Here is a 16,337-nt window from a genome sequence, read left to right on the forward strand (position 1 = left end):
TGGAATATGAAGTTTTGGAAAAAAAGTTTAGTTGCTGGATTACTTGTTAGTGGGGGGCTATGGTTGGGAGCCTGCGGAAATGAAAACCAAGCACAAGATCAAACGGACGGAACGGTGTTGACAGTCAGTACATGGAATTATGACACTACGCCAGAATTTGACAAACTTTTTCGGGCATTTGAAAAGGAAAATCCTGGGGTAACAGTGAAACCAGTAGATATTGCTTCAGATGATTATGATACGAAATTGACCACGATGTTAGCTAGCGGAGATTCGACAGACGTGTTGACGATGAAAAATCTCTTGTCTTATTCCAACTATGCATTAAGAGATCAATTAGTCGATCTGTCTTCCCACATCAAAGATTTAGACACAGACCCTGCCATGGAAAGCTACGAGATGTATGATATTGATGGAAAAACCTATGCGCAACCGTATCGTACAGACTTTTGGGTGCTTTATTATAATAAAAAGTTATTTGATGAGGCAGGATTGCCTTATCCAGATAATCTGACTTGGGAAGAATACGAAGAATTAGCGAAAGAACTTTCAAAACCAGAAGAGCAAGTATACGGTGCATACCAACATACGTGGCGTTCGACTGTTCAAGCGATTGCTGCTGCGCAAAATAATAAAAATCTGGTGGAGCCAGATTATGGATTTTTAGGTGAGTACTATGACCGTGTATTGCGGATGCAAGAAGACCAAGCACAGATGGATTTTGGTACGGCCAAGTCGACGAATGTGACCTATCAATCTCAATTTGAAAACTCCAAGGCAGCCATGATGTATATGGGTTCTTGGTACATGGGCGCTTTGTTGACTAATATCGATGCTGGAACAACAGATGTGGAATGGGGGATTTCTCAAATGCCACAAAATGAAAAAGGAAAGGAAATCCAAACATTTGGGTCACCAACAGCCTTTGCAATCAATAAGAACTCGAAAGAACAAGAACTAGCGCAAAAATTCCTTGATTTTTGTTCGGGTGAAGCGGGAGCTAAAGTATTAGCAGAAGTAGGTGTAGTACCTTCTTATCGAACAGATGCGATCAATGAGTTGTACTTTAGCCGCAACGGAATGCCAAATGACGAAGTCTCACAAACAGCTTTCAATCCGGAGAAGATCGCTATTGAGTTTCCAGTGGATGAAAACGGACCAGCTATCGATAAGATTTTACAAGAAGAACATGAACTGATTTTAGTAGGAGACGAAACACCAAAAGAAGCAATTGGTAATATGGAAAAACGAGTAAAACAAGAAAGTGAATAAAAAGGTGTGTGGCAATTTTGTCTTGAAGGTGTAAGATTTCTTTCATTTTCATATCAAATAAATAAGGGGGATAAATGATTTTCCTCCGCTATCTTGTCAACTATATGCTGAAGGAGCTTTCTCTGCGCCTTCAGTGTATAGCTAACAGGAATACCTGTTATTGCCTTTAATGAAAGGGGGAGCGTTAAAAGAACCAATTGGTTTTTTTGACATCAAGCTATGGAAGTAACGAAGTCAGCTTCACGTAAACTAAAACGTAAAAATACGTTGATTGCTTGGTCATTTATTGCGCCAAATTTTATTGGATTTTTGATTTTTACTTTAGTACCTGTTGTTTTTTCATTGATTTTAGCCTTTATGAAATGGGATTCCTTTAGTACACCCGAATTTGTTGGTCTGCAAAATTTCACTCGCATGTTATCGGATGATACATTTTGGATCTCTCTTAAAAACACCTTTTTGTATACGATCGGTGTGGTTCCGTTGACATTGATATGTTCATTGGGCTTGGCCATTTTATTGAATCAGAAAATCAAAGGAGTCAAATTTTTTCGGACAGCTTTTTTCTTTCCGTATGTCACATCATTAGTAGCAATCGCAGTGGTGTGGAGTATGTTGTTCCATCCTACTATGGGACCAATCAACCAGTTTTTACGTGTGGTTATCGAAAATCCCCCTGGTTGGTTGTCTAGTTCAGATTGGGCATTGACAGCGATCATTATCGTTAGTGTCTGGCGAGGAATGGGATACTACATGATTTTATACTTAGCTGGCTTACAAGGGATCTCGAAAGAATTGTACGAAGCAGCTGCAATGGATGGTGCAAATAAATGGAAACAATTCATCCACATCACCGTGCCTGCATTGCGCCCAACAACCTTTTTTGTGACGATCATGTTGGTTATCAATTGCTTCAAGATTTTTGACCTTGTTCAAGTGATGACTGATGGAGGACCGGGGCGTGCGACCAATGTGTTAGTTTATCAAGTTTATAGTGAAGCGTTCGTAAAATTCAATTTCGGCTATGCTTCCGCGATTGCTATGGTCTTGTTTGTCATCGTCCTTGTGATTACAGTCATCCAGTTTAAATGGAATCAGATCCGAGAGAAAGTGTAAAGGAGGAGAACGGATGAATAATCGATCAGAAAAAAAATCATTTCATAAAATTTTAGTATTTACGTTACTTCTAATTTTTTCACTGCTCACTTTGATCCCTTTTATCTGGATGATCTCTGCGTCATTCAAAGCGAACAATGATGTCTTTTCGGTTCCGATCCAATGGATACCTAAAACCTGGCATCCAGAAAACTATTCGGTCATTTGGACACGCATTCCATTATTGACCTTTTTCAAAAATACAGCCATTTTAAGTATCGTGATCACGTTGATCCAGTTATTTACATCAAGTTTTGCTGCTTATGGTTTCTCTAAAATGCATTTTAAAGGAAGAAACCTCCTTTTTCTTGCATATATCGGTACGATCGCTGTTCCCTGGCAATCCTATATGATCCCACAATTTATCATGATGCGGCAATTAGGATTATCTGATACGTTACTTTCTTTGATTTTGTTACAAGCATTTAGTGCATTTGGGGTATTTTTATTGAAACAATACTATAGTAGTATTCCCGATTCACTTTGCGAAAGTGCAAGAATTGATGGATTATCCGAATGGGGCATCTATCGCAGGATCATCTTACCATTGACTAAACCAGCTTTGGCTAGTTTGACGATCATCACTTTTGTTAATACATGGAATGACTACATGGGACCTTTTATTTATCTGTCATCTACAGAAAATAAAACGATCCAATTAGGATTAAAAATGTTCGTCGGATTGTATGATACGGAATATGCCTTGATCATGGCAGCATCTGTGTTGTCTGTTTTACCCGTTGCGATCGTCTTTTTAGCCATGCAAAAATATTTTGTTGAAGGTATTGCTTCTTCTGGGGTCAAAGGATAGAAAGGAAAGACTATGTTTAAAAAACAAACATTTGAAACGAATGTTTACATGAAACTGTTTTGTTTAGCATATAGTTTTCTGGCGGGTAATTTATGCTTATTACTTGTGAATCTCCCATTTTTTTTAGTCGTAGTAACTACTGCAATCGATATCAGGAATAGCCTCTTTTTCTTAGGAAGTCTGTTTTTTTTCTTACCTGCCACCATGACAACTTTTGCCTGGTTTGTTGAGGGAGTCCAAGAAAACGAAGTCCCAGTCAAAACTTTTTTTCAACTGTATCGCTCGTTATGGAAAAAAAGTATGTACTTAGGTGGTCCAGGATATCTTGTAATCGTGATTTCTTTTGTCGATATCCTGTTTTTCATGGACCAACAAATCGGAAAATGGCTCATTCCTTTCTTTTTTATATTCATTATCTTGGCCATTAATCTGATAATCAATAATTTTTATCTCCAAGTGAAAAATCCAGAAATCTCCATACGAAACATCTACCATGTCTCTTTCTATTATGTAGTGAAAAAGTGGTACATTAGTTTATTGAATACTGTTTTGGTGTTTCTTTTGTTGGTCGTGATGGTCATTAAGCCCCAATTTGGTTTCTTACTCACTCCCTGTTTATTTCTAGGCTTGATTTATTTGAACTGTAAGCAGACCTATCGACATTTAAGTCAAAATCAGTAGACGCTAAAGAATAAAAAATTTGAAAAACAACCAGCCCCCAAAAGTGAGACCAAAAATCTAACTTTTGGGGGCTAATCATTTTGAATAATATTCATTGATCAGTGCCACGAAGATATAGGGGAAAGTTCAATAGATACTAGAATCGAAAGCTTTTTCCAACCAATAGCCATAGGACAAGTGGTATTAGGAACAGCCCGCTTGCAATCATGATCCAATCAATTGAGATGACATCTGCTAATGGACCTAAAATCAACATCGTAGCCGGTGAAGCAATACTGATTGCCATTGTTACTAAACTCATGACACGCCCCATATGTGCATGATCGGTTTTTGCTTGGAAGAATGAAACCATAGCAGTTCGTGAGATGGGCACAACAAAACCAATTGCTACCATCATGGCGAAATACAACCAGAAATTTGATGTCAGACCTAGCAAAACAAAAGGGATGACCAACAATGAATAGCCTAAAGCAATTGTCTTGATTTTGTTCTTAAAGCCTCCCCAAGTACTCATCGCAGATCCTCCAACTAACATACCAGAAGCAAAACCAATCTCAATGGCCGATAGCTGCCACAACCCGTCATGAAAATTACGAGTGATTTGTAAAGGCGCTAAATTTGCAGCAGGTGTAGAAAACACACTGCCCATAAAACCAGCGATGATCAATGCAAGCAGGATAGTATGAGTACGTAGGTAACTGATACCTGATTTTATTTCGGCTAACACGTTTATTTTATTTGTGTCTAGAGATTTCAATGGGGGAACTGTTACTCGGAAAAACAGCATAGTCACACCGATAACTGCTGTCACAAAGTCGATCATCAATATCATCTCTAAAGGTAAAACGGTCAGTAATGTCGCTGCTAATGCAGGACTTGCAAGCATCATCACAGCTTGGATCGTTTGATCAATGCCGTTGATCCTTACTAAGTGCTTTTCTTTGGCGATTTGTGGAATGATCGAAGAAACAGCAGGCGTTTGAAATCCTTGACCTACAGAGCGAATGAATATCAGTCCCAATAATAAGAAAAGATTATGCTCCATTTCTTTGTTTATCATCAATAAAATCGCCATGAACAAAGAAGCAAGTGCAACGCAGCTATCAGATAAAATAGCGATTTTTTTTCGGTCGTAATGATCAGCAAGTGCTCCTGCAAAAGGCATGACCAGCACCATTGGTAAGATGCCAATAGCGTTCATCAAACCAACCATCGTTCCTGATTGGGTTGATAATGTGACATGCCAAATAATAGCATACTGTACCAACATCGTTCCGATCATTGAGATGGCTTGCGATGTTAGTAAGTATGCTATGTTCGTTTTCCAATTCTTTTCATCATAAATAATTTTTGACATTTGTATTCTCTCCCTTTTGATATAAATCATGTGTTTAACAATTTATATGCCCAAAAGGGTTTTTCGGAGAATGTGTCCTAATTGCTGACATGAATTTATCATATCTAAAAAAATTTGTAAAGAACAAATAGGAGGGAAGTACTCATGCAAACGATTATGATACTAAAAAGATCTTTTATTAGGAATGTAATAAATAACAATGTAAAAATGATAGGATGAGTGACATAATCAATCGTTCTAAGATTTAGTGGTGAAATTAAAACTTCTAATATAAAGATGAATCAATCGCATTGAATTTGGATTTACATAAAAATAAACAGATATTAAATAACGATGTTATCTGGTGGGGGATAGCTGATAAATTGTTTGTAGGATGTTCTCAAGTTTTTCGTTTTTTGATTGTATTTGACGTATCTATTAAATAGAGAAGCGAAACTTTGTTTTTGAAAGGAAAAGAGGAATAGATGAGAAAACAAATAAACAAACGACTTGTAATAGGCATAGCAGTGCTGATCAGTTTGGTAATGATTGGAATCGGCGGGAAAGTATACATCGATAAGAGAGAAGAAAGAAAAGCGCAAGAATTGTTAGCAGTAGAGAAACAGTCGGTTCAAGCTTTGAAAAATACATTTGTGGATATTGCAGAGGTTAAATTTGAAGGTTCTGCTAAAAATGAAATGACAGGGTCATACACCCTATTTGTAACAATCAAAAATAAAAAAGGGGAACGGGACTCATTTTCTTTTTCTTTTTGGAAAGAGAGAAATGAAATTGGTTCATATATTATCAATAATGTAAATGTTCAAAAAGAAGGGATCACAAAAGAACCGATCCATATCGTATTCTCAAATAATATGGAGGGTAAACTATGACATTTAGTGATAAAGTATATCGGTTAGATCCAAATGATGATAAGAAATATGATTCAGATATGACAGAGGGAACTATTTTTAAAATAGATAAAAAATATAAAATTTTAAAGATTCAAGAGAACTCTGGTTCAGATGGCATGCAAGCTATGGCAGTCGGTCCACTGGATGAAAAAGGGAATGTTGATACTTCCCGAGTAGTGATTTGTTATGCAGGAACAAATATATAAGATATTAAGGATATAGAAAATGAATAAACGAATGAAAAGACAAATGTTAATAGGCATCACAGTAATAATTAGTTTGGTAATGATTGGAATCGGCGGGAAAGTATACATCGATAAGAGAGAAGAAAGAAAAGCACAAGAATTGTTAATCGCAGAAAAAGAATCGGTCCAAGCTTTAAAAAATACATTTGCGGATATTGTAGAAGTAAAAATTGAACAAACAGGATATGACAATATGACAGGTTCGTATGGCATGCTCGTCACTATGAGAAACACAAAAGGACAGGCTGTTTATTTTTCGTATGATTTTTCAAAGAATAGTAGAGAAATTGATACATACGGAATTGAAGATAGAAGTATACAAGTTGAAGGAATTACTAAGAATAAAGTAAAAGTGATTTATTCCAATAGTAAGGAGGAGTATGTATGATAATTACTGATAAGAACTATAATAAAATAAGTAATCAAGTATACCGTCTAGATCCTAAAAAAAAATATGACCCTACTTTAAAAGAAGACACAGTAAGGAAATTTGGTAGACTACATTCAAAATACTAAAACTCAAAGAAAACTCGAAAACAGATGGCATGCAAGCTATGGCAGTCGCTCCACTGGATGAAAAAGGGAACGTTGATACTTCCCAAGTAGTGATTTCTTATGCAGGAACAAATACATCAGATTTTAAGGATATAGAAAATGAAAAAACGAATGAATAAACAACTGTTAATAGGTATCACAGTAATAATCAGTTTGGTAATAATCGTAATTGGAGGGAAAGTATATATGGATAAGAGAGAAGAAAGAAAAGCGCAAGAATTGTTAGCAGTAGAGAAACAGTCGGTTCAAGCTTTGAAAAATACATTTGCGGATATTGCAGAAGTGAAAATTGAACAATTTGATAGAAATGATATGACTGGATTTTATGGAGCAATGGTCACAATGACAAATACTAAAGGAGAGTCAGTCTATTTTGATTATGGCTTTATATCACAAACAAATAAATTAGGCGCTTATGGAATAGAAGATATAGATATACAAAAAGAAGGAATAACCACAAGAAAAATAAAAGTAACTTATAGTAATGGTCAGGAGGATGAAATATGACATTTACAGATGAGCAGTATCAGTGGCTTAGCGATAGAGTATATTGGTTAGACCCTAAGCACTTAAAGCATAATACAAGTTTTAGAGAAGGTTCTATAAAATTTATTTGCGGGAAAAAATTCAAAATACTAAAACTCCGTGAAAACTCTAAAACAGATGGCATGCAAGCTATGGCAGTTGCTCCGCTGGATGAAAAAGGTAACGTTGATACTTCCCAAGTAGTGATTTCTTATGCAGGAACAAATACATCGGATTTTAAGGATCTAGAAACAGACTTACGAACGATTATTGGTCTTTTCGATGGCTCAGATAATCGAGTGGTTTCTTTAGTAACCAGGCAAGCACGTTTTTTGGGTCAATTGACGTCCGCTACTGAGTTTGCGAAAGAGGTAAAGAATGAGTATAAAGATGCCGAAATTTCTACAACTGGACATTCATTAGGACAGTATCTAGCCTTGTATGTCGCAGCTGAAAACCAATGGAAAAATGTTGGGTTCAATGGACCAGATCCTTACGAACTATTATCTCCAGAAGCAAAAAAATGGATAAAGGAAAATCCGGGGATGTTGACGAATTATCGTAATCGTGGGGATGAATTGATTGGCAATCTCATGGGAGATGGAACAGGCGCAGAAATAAAAATAAGTATGGAAATGGGGTTAATTAATCCGTTTGATTATCATGGTTTAGATATTTGGAGGTTTGATAAATACGGAAATCTAATCATTCCAGAGAACGACTATAATACGAAAGCAAGTATACAACAGGAAAAACATAAAGCAATGAGTGATTTCTCAAGTCATTTGGGTACGTTGAAAAAATGGCGTGAGAAGTTTACTGCGAGTGGAGGACATTTATCAGCGAATGAGCGAATTTATTTGAATCATAGTCAAACAAAGGTAGTTGTAGAAACAATGGGACGAAAGACTAAAAGTGCAATGGAAGAAGTCATTCGAATCAATCAGAGTAGTATTGAACGAATCGAAATGAATTGGGCAGAAGAGGTACGAAGAGCGGAACATGCTGCACCTTCTTTGACTGCTTGGGAAGTAAAAGAAACATTGGCATCTGTTGGCGTGACATGGGAAACACACGTAATGACGCCAAAGGAAAAGTGTCAACAAAGAATCCAAAAAGCCAGACGAAAAGGCGAACGCTATGACGAATTGGCGAAAGAAATCAAAAATAAAATCGATGATTTAGTCGCACGAGATCAAGAATTAGCCAATCAACTAAAGGGATGAGGGAAGAAAATGACGATTGAAGAGTTGCAAGCAGACTATCAGAGAAAACGAATCAAACTAGAAGAAGAGGAAGACTTGTTGCGTTATTTCAACCGAAAAGGAGAAGAAGTAGTTGAACAATCTGAACAACTGTTAAGGCGAAGTCTAAATGGGTTAGCCCTTGATAACGAACCATTGATGAGAGCAAGGAAACAATATCAGATTGCAGAAGAGCAATATAAGTCAGCGCTAAATTCAGAACGACGTCAGTTACATCAACGATTCGATGATTTAGAACGAGAGTATCAAGCGGCTTATCGAATGTTAAATCAGTGATAAAAGAGAAATAATTACATAGAAACATACCAACATGTCATTTTAAACGGATCAATAATGCATATCTTCTGGTTGAGGGGAAATTATATTAAAAGTTAATTCTGCTTTACTCGATGAAAGTGGAGTTTAAAATTCGAATTTGCCATGTTTGGCAATTGTCTCATATAGATTAGTCTGTAAAAATGTATCAATCAGAAGAGAAATTTAAGAATGATTGAGGAGCGCTTTCGTTGGTTATAGCGTAAAGTCTCTCAAAAATAAGAGGTAGATAAGGAGGAAACTAGTTTGTCAAAATATATAATCTCTATAAATTAGATGTTAGATAACTTTATCTTGAGGAACTAATTATAGATTTTTGGCAACGGGAAGTCATGGATGAATTAGAAGATTTGTTACATGAATTAAGAAAAACTTTAGAGCGATGGAATGTCCAAACTGTGGGAATTGCCATGCAGGGAAATTTAGCGGTAGAAAAGAAAACGACGGATAAAACCCATAAGGATGCGGTAAAGGAAGCGGAAAATTCATTTTCTAGTAGTCGTGATCAGTTAGAAAATTCTTTAAAAGGAGGATTTGCCAAAAAGGTAATAGAAGTATTCGATGAACAAGAAAAAGAATTGAAAGTGTTTGAATAAGTCAGTGTTATCATGAGAATAATAAGTGTTAGTTTGGCGGGCTGTTCACTCTGTGTTTCTTTTTATAATTGATTTATCCGAACTGCAAGCTACCTCGTCCAACAAGTGGAGTTAAAATGTAAAAAAGAACTTGAGAAAACGATTTGTTTTCCCAAGTTCTTTTTCGATGTTGGATGATGGATTTCGTTTCAAAAAACACGCGATGCATTAGTCTAAAGTATCAAGCCATTGCTTGGCATGGGTCAACTCATCCATTGTCAATTGATGTCCTTGATCTGTGATTTGTGTTGTTACTTTGGCGCCTCGTAAATCAAATTCGCGAACTAAATGACTAAATGAAGTATTAGAAACGATTGGATCTCCTTCGCCAAAGGATAACCAGACAGAAGTGTCAGGGAGTTCTGATTTTTCCTGATAGTCATCTAAGGACATCGGGTGAAAGAAGAGCCCTTTTTTTAGTTCTGTCTGTTGAGCCAACATGATATGAGCGGCAATATTTGCTCCGTTTGAAAAACCGACAACGATCCAATCAGTTAATGAGATATCCTGTAAGTGACTGATTTCCTTGATTTCATTATACAGATTTGTGGATTGTTCAGCTAAACTTTCATAATCGAATTGGTTCAAGCCATTTCTTTTGAAAAAACGATTCAAGCCTTGCTCGTTGATGTTCCCCCTAAAGGATAAAAGCGTACTTTCAGGTGCAAGAAACTCTGCAATTTCCAAAAGTGAGTGTTCGTCGCCGCCAGTTCCATGAAGTAAAATCAATTTTTTTTGTGTTGCTTTTCCTTGTCTATAAAGATACTTCAAATGACTCACTCCTGTCGTCGTTAATCTACCCGTTTTTGGTTTGCATCACGCGTGTCAAAAGGTCGAACATACGCTTCGATTTCTTCTCTTTTTCCTTCTAATAATGGCGGCAAAGCAAGGATCTCTCCAGCTGTTTCTGCGGGTTCATCTCCAAAGAATCCAGGGCCATCGGTGGCTAATTCAAATAAGACGTGCGTAGAAGCTAAGAAATATTCAGACTCAAAGTAAAATCGATCAACAAATCCAGAGCTAGGTAGGGACGTTTGGTTGATTTTATTGATCCAAAACTGTAGTGCTTCATGATCAGCGACGCGTAAAGCGAGATGATGGACATTTCCATATCCTTCGATCGCTTTTGGTAGATCAGCACGATGTTCGACGATGATGCTAGCGCCGTTCCCACCCGTACCGACTTCAAATAAATAAAAATCATCCACTTGTTCGATTTCTGTAAAACCGAGTAAGGCCAGCAATACTGTTCGGATCGGCTCAAGATCACTCACACGTACGATGACCGGACCAAGTCCAGTGATTGCCACGTCTGTTGGTATACTACTGTTTTTCCAAGGGATCCCCGCAGGAACGCCGCTATTTTTTTCATCTGAGATCAATTGATACGCTTGTTCATCGAAATCTTCGAATTCAAGATATTTCTTACCAAAACGTTCTTTGATCTCAGAATGAGTGATTTGGTATTTTTCAAAGCGAGCCAACCAATACTCTAATGCTGTATCGGATGGAACACGAAAAGAAGTGCGCGCGATCGTATCCGTTCCTTTCGTTCCTTTTGGCTGATTAGGAAAATCAAAAAAAGTCATATCTGTACCAGCAGAGCCGTGTTCATCGGTGAAATATAAATGGTAAGTTTCAATATCATCTTGATTCACTGTCTTTTTGATCAAACGCATGCCTAAAATGTCTGTAAAGAAGCGATAGATTTTTGCTGCACTAGATGTCATTGCTGTCACATGGTGGACGCCTCTGATTGTTGTATCCATAATTTATCCTCTTTTCTTTTAACTTACAAAAAGTAAGTAAATGTTATTAAAGTTAGTATAGGGCGTCACCAAAAATTTTGCAATAAATATGTCTTGCTAGTTGAAAGAGAGGTTGCTTCTGGAATATTGTTCGCTCGATTTAATGAGAGGAAGAGGTGTAGTCAGCTAAGACGATACAAAAAAGCAACGCTCACGATAGTAAGATCGTAGACGTTGCTTTTTTGAAATGACTATAGGAACAGTCAAAAATGCTTACTGATTTCCACGGACATCTAACAGTGAATAGTTGCGGACATCAAAACGATTGCGACTTGATGAATACTCGATCGGTTGTCCGTCTTTTAGATAGACTACTTGTTGGACTTCCAGAACTGGATCTGTTTCGGCGCAATTCAAATATTGTTGATCGAAGGCAGAACTTTTATCTGCTGAGATCGCGCGATAGGCTCCGGCAAAATGGACATTAAGTTCCTTGTGTAAATAGTCGTAGATCGATGATAGTAGATGTTCTTTCTTTAATCCAGGGACAAGTTGCACTGGCATAAAAGTGTGTTCTAGAATATACGGTTCATCATCTAAGATACGTAGGCGATGAATGTTATACACAGGCTGTTCCGCATCGATCATCAAGCGTTCTTGAATAAAAGCATTAGGAAACTCAACATCGAATTGAATGATCTGACTTGTCAGCGAGCGTTGTCGGCGTTTCATTTGTAAACTTAATCCTTCGTATTCATTAGCTGGAGAAGTATCTTTGTTTAAATAAGGATGGCTTAAAATCTTAGTTCCAGACCCTCTTTGGGAATAAACGAGTCCTTCCATGGCTAAGATGTTGATGGCTTTTTTGATCGTCATTCGACTAGCGTTGAATTCTTCGACTAGATCCACCTGATTTGGTAAAAAACTATTTGGTGGATATTTTTTTGAACGGATTCGATCTCTTAGGACATTTGAGATTTCTTCATATTTTGGCACGTTTTTCACCTCACTTTGAGTATAACGAAAGATCATAGCGCCGACAACCAATAAAAGCATGAGAAGCGCGGATAGCTTTATCAGAGAATTTACTTTTTAATTTTGGTACAGGAAATAGCTGACTGATGTTTTATAGAGGACAGTTGCTCATTGCGATCAATAAAATACCAATTTATGTATGTTTCAAAACTTAAAGAAGCACCCATGAAAATGCAACGAGCAAATTTTCGTGGATGCTTCTTTGATTATTGTTCGTGAATATGTTTATTTCAACTTCAAATACTACATTCCTTTAGTATAGGATCAAACAACATCCATATCAGGTTGTTTATCTAAGATCATCAAGAACGGATACCAGATAACTGCAACGATCACAAAATCGATCACTTGGAGTAAGCCACCTAACCATGAGTTTGTGGCTAAGACACCACTCGCGATGATTGGCACTGTCCATGGAACGGAGACACCAGTTGGCGCTGGTACGATACCTGCTGCCATTACAAGGTAGTTGAACGTTGTTACGACTAATGGTGCGACAACCCAAGGAATCAAAATAGTTGCGTTCAATACGATCGGTAAACCAAAAATTGCTGGCTCATTCACGTTGAAGATTCCTGGTGCAAGAGCTAAACGACCGACATCACGATATTGTTTTTTCTTCAAAACAAAGGCCATCAATAGTACAACAGCTAAAGTCATACCTGAGCCACCGATTCCGACAGTGAATGTTTCCATAAATGGTTTTGTGATGATGTGTGGCAATTCTTGACCATTTTGATATGCTTCTAAGTTATCAAGCATGAGTGTGTTCCAAATCGGGTCCATCACAGAGTTGACAATGATTTGACCATGAAGACCAAAGAACCATAAGAATTGTACAAAGAACAAAGCAATTAAAGTTGCAGGTAAACTACTTCCTAAACCAGTCAATGGTTTTTGGATAACTTCGTAAACCACATCATGCAAGTTTGCGTGGAAGACACCAGTCATCACTGCATTGATGATCAAGAAGACAGTTAAAGTAACCACTGCTGGGATCAACGCTGCAAATGATTTCGTCACAGCTGGTGGTACGCTTGCAGGCATTTTGATTTGCCAACCACGTTTAGTGATTCGGCAATAGATTTCACCGGCGATGAAAGCTGCGATCATACCGATGAACATTCCTTTTGCACCTAAGCGATCAAGAGTCAACACACCTGATACTTCTTCGCCACCAACAGTTGTCATGACGAAAGGTGTTAAGATCAAGAAGCTGGCGAATGAGACAGCCCCTCCAAAAATACCTTCTACATCATATGATTTAGATAAATAATAGCCAATACCAAAAGTAACAAAGACAGACATGATACTCATTGTTGCATTTTGTCCATTTCCAAATAAGCTAGACAACGTTCCTTTAGTCGCATCACTAAAGAAAGGTAAGTTATTGAAAACGACAACAATCGATCCGAACATCGTTAAAGGAAACGATAACATAAATGCATCCCGTAACACTGTCAAGTAACGATTTTGCCCTAGTAGGTTCGCTAAAGGCATGATTTTCTGAGCAAGTTTATCCATAAAACCGTTCATTTTATTCACCTCTATTATAATTTGCAATCGATTACAAAATGAGTATAACTTCAATCTGGATAAATGTCTAGTCATTTATTTAAAAAGTATTGATTTATTTTTATGGTTTGGTATGATTACGTTATCAAAAGAAAAATAAGCGAGGGACTAAACATGACAAACTATGTATTTCCAGAAAATTTTTGGTGGGGCTCAGCTGCTAGTGGACCACAAACAGAAGGACGTGTAGCAGGAGATGGAAAAGGAGAAAATATTTGGGATCATTGGTACGACTTGGAGCCTGAGAAGTTTTTTAACCAAGTAGGGCCAAGCAAGACTTCTCAAGTCTACACGAAGTATAAAGAGGATGTCGCATTGATGAAAGCTACTGGTCATAATACGTTCCGAACATCGATCCAGTGGAGTCGTTTGCTTCCTAATGGTACAGGGAAAGTAAATGAGCAAGCAGTCACTTTCTATCGTACGTATTTTGAAGAACTGATTGAAAATGGTATTGAACCCTTCGTCAATCTCTTCCATTTTGATATGCCGATGCCTTTACAAGAAAAAGGTGGCTGGTTAGCGAGAGAGACTGTTGATGCTTATGCTGAGTATGCCAAAACATGTTTTGAGTTATTCGGCGATCTTGTGAAGAAATGGTTTACGCACAATGAGCCGATCGTCCCTGTAGAAGGTGGCTATCTTTATCAGTTCCACTATCCAAATCATGTGGACTTCAAAGAATCTGTTCAAGTGGGTTTCCACGAAAACTTGGCAAGTGCGAAGGCGATTCAGATCTACCATGAAACAGGACAAGATGGGGAGATCGGTATTATCCTGAATTTGACTCCAAGTTATCCACGTGACGAAAATAATGCGGACGATGTGAAAGCTGCGGCGATTGCGGACGCCTTTTTCAATCGCTCATTCCTTGATCCAGCAGTAAAAGGTGAATTTCCACAAGAGTTGATCGATATCGTCAAAGAATTGGATATCATGCCTGTTATGGAAGAAGGCGATTTGACGATCATCCAAGAAAATAAAGTGGATCTATTAGGAATCAATTACTATCAACCACGACGGATCAAAGCGAAAGAAACACCGATCGACAATAATCGTGCGCCGTTACCAGATGATTATTTCGATAACTACGATATGCCGAATAAAAAAATGAATCCTTATCGTGGTTGGGAAATTTATGAGAAAGGTATCTATGATATCTTGACGAATACGAGAGAAAATTATGGCAATATCAAATGCTTTATCTCTGAAAATGGCATGGGTGTCGAAGGGGAAGAGCGCTACGTAAATGAACAAGGCATGATCGAAGATGATTATCGTATCGAGTTTGTGACAGATCATTTGAAATATGTGCATCAAGCCATTCAAGAAGGAACAAATTGTTTAGGGTATCATATGTGGACATGTATGGATAACTGGTCATGGACAAATGCGTATAAAAACCGTTATGGCTTTATCGCAGTCGATCTAGATCAAGATGGGAAACGGACGATCAAAAAATCAGGACACTGGTTTAAAGAAGTAGCAACAAATAATGGTTTTGACGCTTAATTAATGGCTTAAAAATCAATTATTTTATAACTAAATGAATGGGATAAATTATTTTGAAATAAGGCGGTGAATCTAAAAATTAGATTTTCTGCCTTATTTTTTCTGTTGGAGCCAGGGGCTTTTGAACCATATCCATAAGAATTGTTCTTCGTTTCTAATCGTGCTACACTAAAAGAAAAGAAGGAGGCGGTTTCAATGGTAGACACGTATAAAAATATTTTAGTAGCAATCGACGGTTCAGAAAAATCAGAAAAAGCATTTATTGAAGCAATCGCAACAGCAAAACGAAATCAAGCAAAATTACACATCTTGTATGTAAATGAGGTGTCAGGAAATTATTTTGGTGACTTTGCTTTTGTCACAACAAGTTTACAAGAAGAGTTAGATGAAGTGGCAGACAAACAAATGAAGGAACATCAAAATCTAGCGATCGAAAAAGGTTTGACGGATATTAAAACATATGTGTTATACGGTTATCCTAAAACATTGATCGCAAACTTCAACGAGTCAGAAGAGCCAATTGACTTGATCGTCATGGGGGCGACTGGGTTAAACGCCGTTGAACGTGCATTGGTTGGTTCAACGACTTCTTATGTGGTAAATCACGCGAAATGCAATGTATTAGTAGTAAAATAGAAGATGTTGTTCGAACTATTTACTTTTAACATATAATTTATCCGTTTTTGAGGATGCTGCATGAGTTATTGCGCATCCTTTTTTGTTTTTCAGCAGAAAATGCGGTAGGATAAACAAGACAA

Annotated in this window: 18 protein-coding genes and 1 pseudogene; 14 read left to right on the forward strand and 5 right to left on the reverse strand. The window is 37.4% G+C overall.

The genetic code is table 11. The features are described 5' to 3' along the window. The first annotated feature begins 6 nt into the window (after positions 1-6). From IGJ14_RS04845 to IGJ14_RS04860, 4 genes are all read left to right on the forward strand, one after another. A complete protein-coding gene (locus IGJ14_RS04845; RefSeq protein ID WP_066025600.1) occupies positions 7-1,272 on the forward strand; it encodes an ABC transporter substrate-binding protein in 1,266 nt (421 codons plus the stop codon). A 219-nt stretch (positions 1,273-1,491) separates the two neighbouring features. Further along, on the forward strand, positions 1,492-2,388 hold the full coding sequence (locus tag IGJ14_RS04850; protein WP_065095643.1) for a carbohydrate ABC transporter permease: 897 nt from the start codon (positions 1,492-1,494) through the stop codon (positions 2,386-2,388). Between the two features lie 13 nt (positions 2,389-2,401). After that, a complete protein-coding gene (locus tag IGJ14_RS04855; RefSeq protein ID WP_019724157.1) occupies positions 2,402-3,238 on the forward strand; it encodes a carbohydrate ABC transporter permease in 837 nt (278 codons plus the stop codon). A 12-nt stretch (positions 3,239-3,250) separates the two neighbouring features. Further along, positions 3,251-3,919, forward strand: coding sequence for a DUF624 domain-containing protein (locus tag IGJ14_RS04860; protein ID WP_195273974.1), 669 nt, complete (start codon positions 3,251-3,253; stop codon positions 3,917-3,919). A 136-nt stretch (positions 3,920-4,055) separates the two neighbouring features. Here the strand turns inward: IGJ14_RS04860 and IGJ14_RS04865 are convergent, their stop codons facing one another. Further along, the gene (locus tag IGJ14_RS04865) at positions 4,056-5,276 is read right to left on the reverse strand and encodes an MFS transporter (RefSeq protein ID WP_195273972.1); all 1,221 of its coding nucleotides are present in this window, start codon (positions 5,274-5,276) and stop codon (positions 4,056-4,058) included. 464 nt (positions 5,277-5,740) lie between these two features. On the opposite strand from IGJ14_RS04865, the gene IGJ14_RS04870 reads away from it, so the two are divergent. From IGJ14_RS04870 to IGJ14_RS04905, 8 genes and pseudogenes are all read left to right on the forward strand, one after another. Continuing rightward, positions 5,741-6,148 (forward strand): hypothetical protein, encoded by a 408-nt coding sequence (locus IGJ14_RS04870; protein WP_195273970.1) that lies wholly within the window; start codon positions 5,741-5,743, stop codon positions 6,146-6,148. Beyond that, positions 6,145-6,375: a hypothetical protein gene (locus IGJ14_RS04875; protein WP_019723486.1), complete on the forward strand. Its 231-nt coding sequence runs from the start codon at positions 6,145-6,147 to the stop codon at positions 6,373-6,375. The genes IGJ14_RS04870 and IGJ14_RS04875 overlap by 4 nt, the downstream gene beginning before the upstream one ends. Before the next feature lie 19 nt (positions 6,376-6,394). Further along, complete coding sequence (locus IGJ14_RS04880) at positions 6,395-6,802, forward strand: hypothetical protein (protein WP_019723485.1); 408 nt, start codon at positions 6,395-6,397, stop codon at positions 6,800-6,802. Further along, positions 6,799-7,073: pseudogene (locus IGJ14_RS04885) on the forward strand (lipase); the annotation flags it as partial. The gene IGJ14_RS04880 and the pseudogene IGJ14_RS04885, both read left to right, overlap by 4 nt. After that, positions 7,069-7,476 (forward strand): hypothetical protein, encoded by a 408-nt coding sequence (locus IGJ14_RS04890; protein ID WP_019723482.1) that lies wholly within the window; start codon positions 7,069-7,071, stop codon positions 7,474-7,476. The pseudogene IGJ14_RS04885 and the gene IGJ14_RS04890, both read left to right, overlap by 5 nt. After that, on the forward strand, positions 7,473-8,720 hold the full coding sequence (locus IGJ14_RS04895) for a lipase (RefSeq protein ID WP_195273967.1): 1,248 nt from the start codon (positions 7,473-7,475) through the stop codon (positions 8,718-8,720). Before IGJ14_RS04890 ends, IGJ14_RS04895 begins: the two co-directional genes overlap by 4 nt. Positions 8,721-8,729: 9 nt before the next feature. Continuing rightward, positions 8,730-9,035, forward strand: coding sequence for a hypothetical protein (locus IGJ14_RS04900; RefSeq protein ID WP_019723480.1), 306 nt, complete (start codon positions 8,730-8,732; stop codon positions 9,033-9,035). Between the two features lie 371 nt (positions 9,036-9,406). After that, on the forward strand, positions 9,407-9,670 hold the full coding sequence (locus IGJ14_RS04905; RefSeq protein ID WP_019723479.1) for a hypothetical protein: 264 nt from the start codon (positions 9,407-9,409) through the stop codon (positions 9,668-9,670). A 207-nt stretch (positions 9,671-9,877) separates the two neighbouring features. Here the strand turns inward: IGJ14_RS04905 and IGJ14_RS04910 are convergent, their stop codons facing one another. From IGJ14_RS04910 to celB, 4 genes are all read right to left on the reverse strand, one after another. Then, on the reverse strand, positions 9,878-10,480 hold the full coding sequence (locus IGJ14_RS04910; protein WP_019723478.1) for an alpha/beta hydrolase: 603 nt from the start codon (positions 10,478-10,480) through the stop codon (positions 9,878-9,880). 20 nt (positions 10,481-10,500) lie between these two features. Further along, on the reverse strand, positions 10,501-11,478 hold the full coding sequence (locus IGJ14_RS04915) for a ring-cleaving dioxygenase (RefSeq protein ID WP_019723477.1): 978 nt from the start codon (positions 11,476-11,478) through the stop codon (positions 10,501-10,503). 252 nt (positions 11,479-11,730) lie between these two features. Further along, the gene (locus IGJ14_RS04920; RefSeq protein WP_195273963.1) at positions 11,731-12,453 is read right to left on the reverse strand and encodes a GntR family transcriptional regulator; all 723 of its coding nucleotides are present in this window, start codon (positions 12,451-12,453) and stop codon (positions 11,731-11,733) included. Between the two features lie 303 nt (positions 12,454-12,756). Next, positions 12,757-14,028, reverse strand: a complete 1,272-nt coding sequence (gene celB / locus IGJ14_RS04925) for a PTS cellobiose transporter subunit IIC (protein WP_019723475.1) — start codon at positions 14,026-14,028, stop codon at positions 12,757-12,759. Between the two features lie 153 nt (positions 14,029-14,181). On the opposite strand from celB, the gene IGJ14_RS04930 reads away from it, so the two are divergent. Together IGJ14_RS04930 and IGJ14_RS04935 are read left to right on the forward strand one after the other, a co-directional pair. Further along, entirely contained in the window at positions 14,182-15,579 is a 1,398-nt protein-coding gene (locus IGJ14_RS04930; protein ID WP_019723474.1) for a glycoside hydrolase family 1 protein, read from the forward strand. A gap of 195 nt (positions 15,580-15,774) precedes the next feature. Further along, positions 15,775-16,215, forward strand: a complete 441-nt coding sequence (locus IGJ14_RS04935; RefSeq protein WP_010735813.1) for a universal stress protein — start codon at positions 15,775-15,777, stop codon at positions 16,213-16,215. Positions 16,216-16,337 lie beyond the last annotated feature (122 nt).

It is taken from the genome of Enterococcus sp. DIV1304_2 (assembly GCF_050555445.1).
Taxonomy (GTDB): domain Bacteria; phylum Bacillota; class Bacilli; order Lactobacillales; family Enterococcaceae; genus Enterococcus_B; species Enterococcus_B pernyi.

What these genes read in the sequence shown, in the direction of transcription:
- IGJ14_RS04890 (WP_019723482.1), top strand. Translation starts at nt 7,069, where the DNA reads ATGAAAAAACGAATGAATAAACAACTGTTAATAGGTATCACAGTAATA.
- IGJ14_RS04855 (WP_019724157.1), top strand. Translation starts at nt 2,402, where the DNA reads ATGAATAATCGATCAGAAAAAAAATCATTTCATAAAATTTTAGTATTT.
- IGJ14_RS04880 (WP_019723485.1), top strand. Translation starts at nt 6,395, where the DNA reads ATGAATAAACGAATGAAAAGACAAATGTTAATAGGCATCACAGTAATA.
- IGJ14_RS04905 (WP_019723479.1), top strand. Translation starts at nt 9,407, where the DNA reads ATGGATGAATTAGAAGATTTGTTACATGAATTAAGAAAAACTTTAGAG.
- IGJ14_RS04850 (WP_065095643.1), top strand. Translation starts at nt 1,492, where the DNA reads ATGGAAGTAACGAAGTCAGCTTCACGTAAACTAAAACGTAAAAATACG.
- IGJ14_RS04860 (WP_195273974.1), top strand. Translation starts at nt 3,251, where the DNA reads ATGTTTAAAAAACAAACATTTGAAACGAATGTTTACATGAAACTGTTT.
- IGJ14_RS04900 (WP_019723480.1), top strand. Translation starts at nt 8,730, where the DNA reads ATGACGATTGAAGAGTTGCAAGCAGACTATCAGAGAAAACGAATCAAA.
- IGJ14_RS04895 (WP_195273967.1), top strand. Translation starts at nt 7,473, where the DNA reads ATGACATTTACAGATGAGCAGTATCAGTGGCTTAGCGATAGAGTATAT.
- IGJ14_RS04935 (WP_010735813.1), top strand. Translation starts at nt 15,775, where the DNA reads ATGGTAGACACGTATAAAAATATTTTAGTAGCAATCGACGGTTCAGAA.
- IGJ14_RS04870 (WP_195273970.1), top strand. Translation starts at nt 5,741, where the DNA reads ATGAGAAAACAAATAAACAAACGACTTGTAATAGGCATAGCAGTGCTG.
- IGJ14_RS04865 (WP_195273972.1), bottom strand. Translation starts at nt 5,276, where the DNA reads ATGTCAAAAATTATTTATGATGAAAAGAATTGGAAAACGAACATAGCA.
- IGJ14_RS04915 (WP_019723477.1), bottom strand. Translation starts at nt 11,478, where the DNA reads ATGGATACAACAATCAGAGGCGTCCACCATGTGACAGCAATGACATCT.
- IGJ14_RS04930 (WP_019723474.1), top strand. Translation starts at nt 14,182, where the DNA reads ATGACAAACTATGTATTTCCAGAAAATTTTTGGTGGGGCTCAGCTGCT.
- celB (WP_019723475.1), bottom strand. Translation starts at nt 14,028, where the DNA reads ATGAACGGTTTTATGGATAAACTTGCTCAGAAAATCATGCCTTTAGCG.
- IGJ14_RS04875 (WP_019723486.1), top strand. Translation starts at nt 6,145, where the DNA reads ATGACATTTAGTGATAAAGTATATCGGTTAGATCCAAATGATGATAAG.
- IGJ14_RS04845 (WP_066025600.1), top strand. Translation starts at nt 7, where the DNA reads ATGAAGTTTTGGAAAAAAAGTTTAGTTGCTGGATTACTTGTTAGTGGG.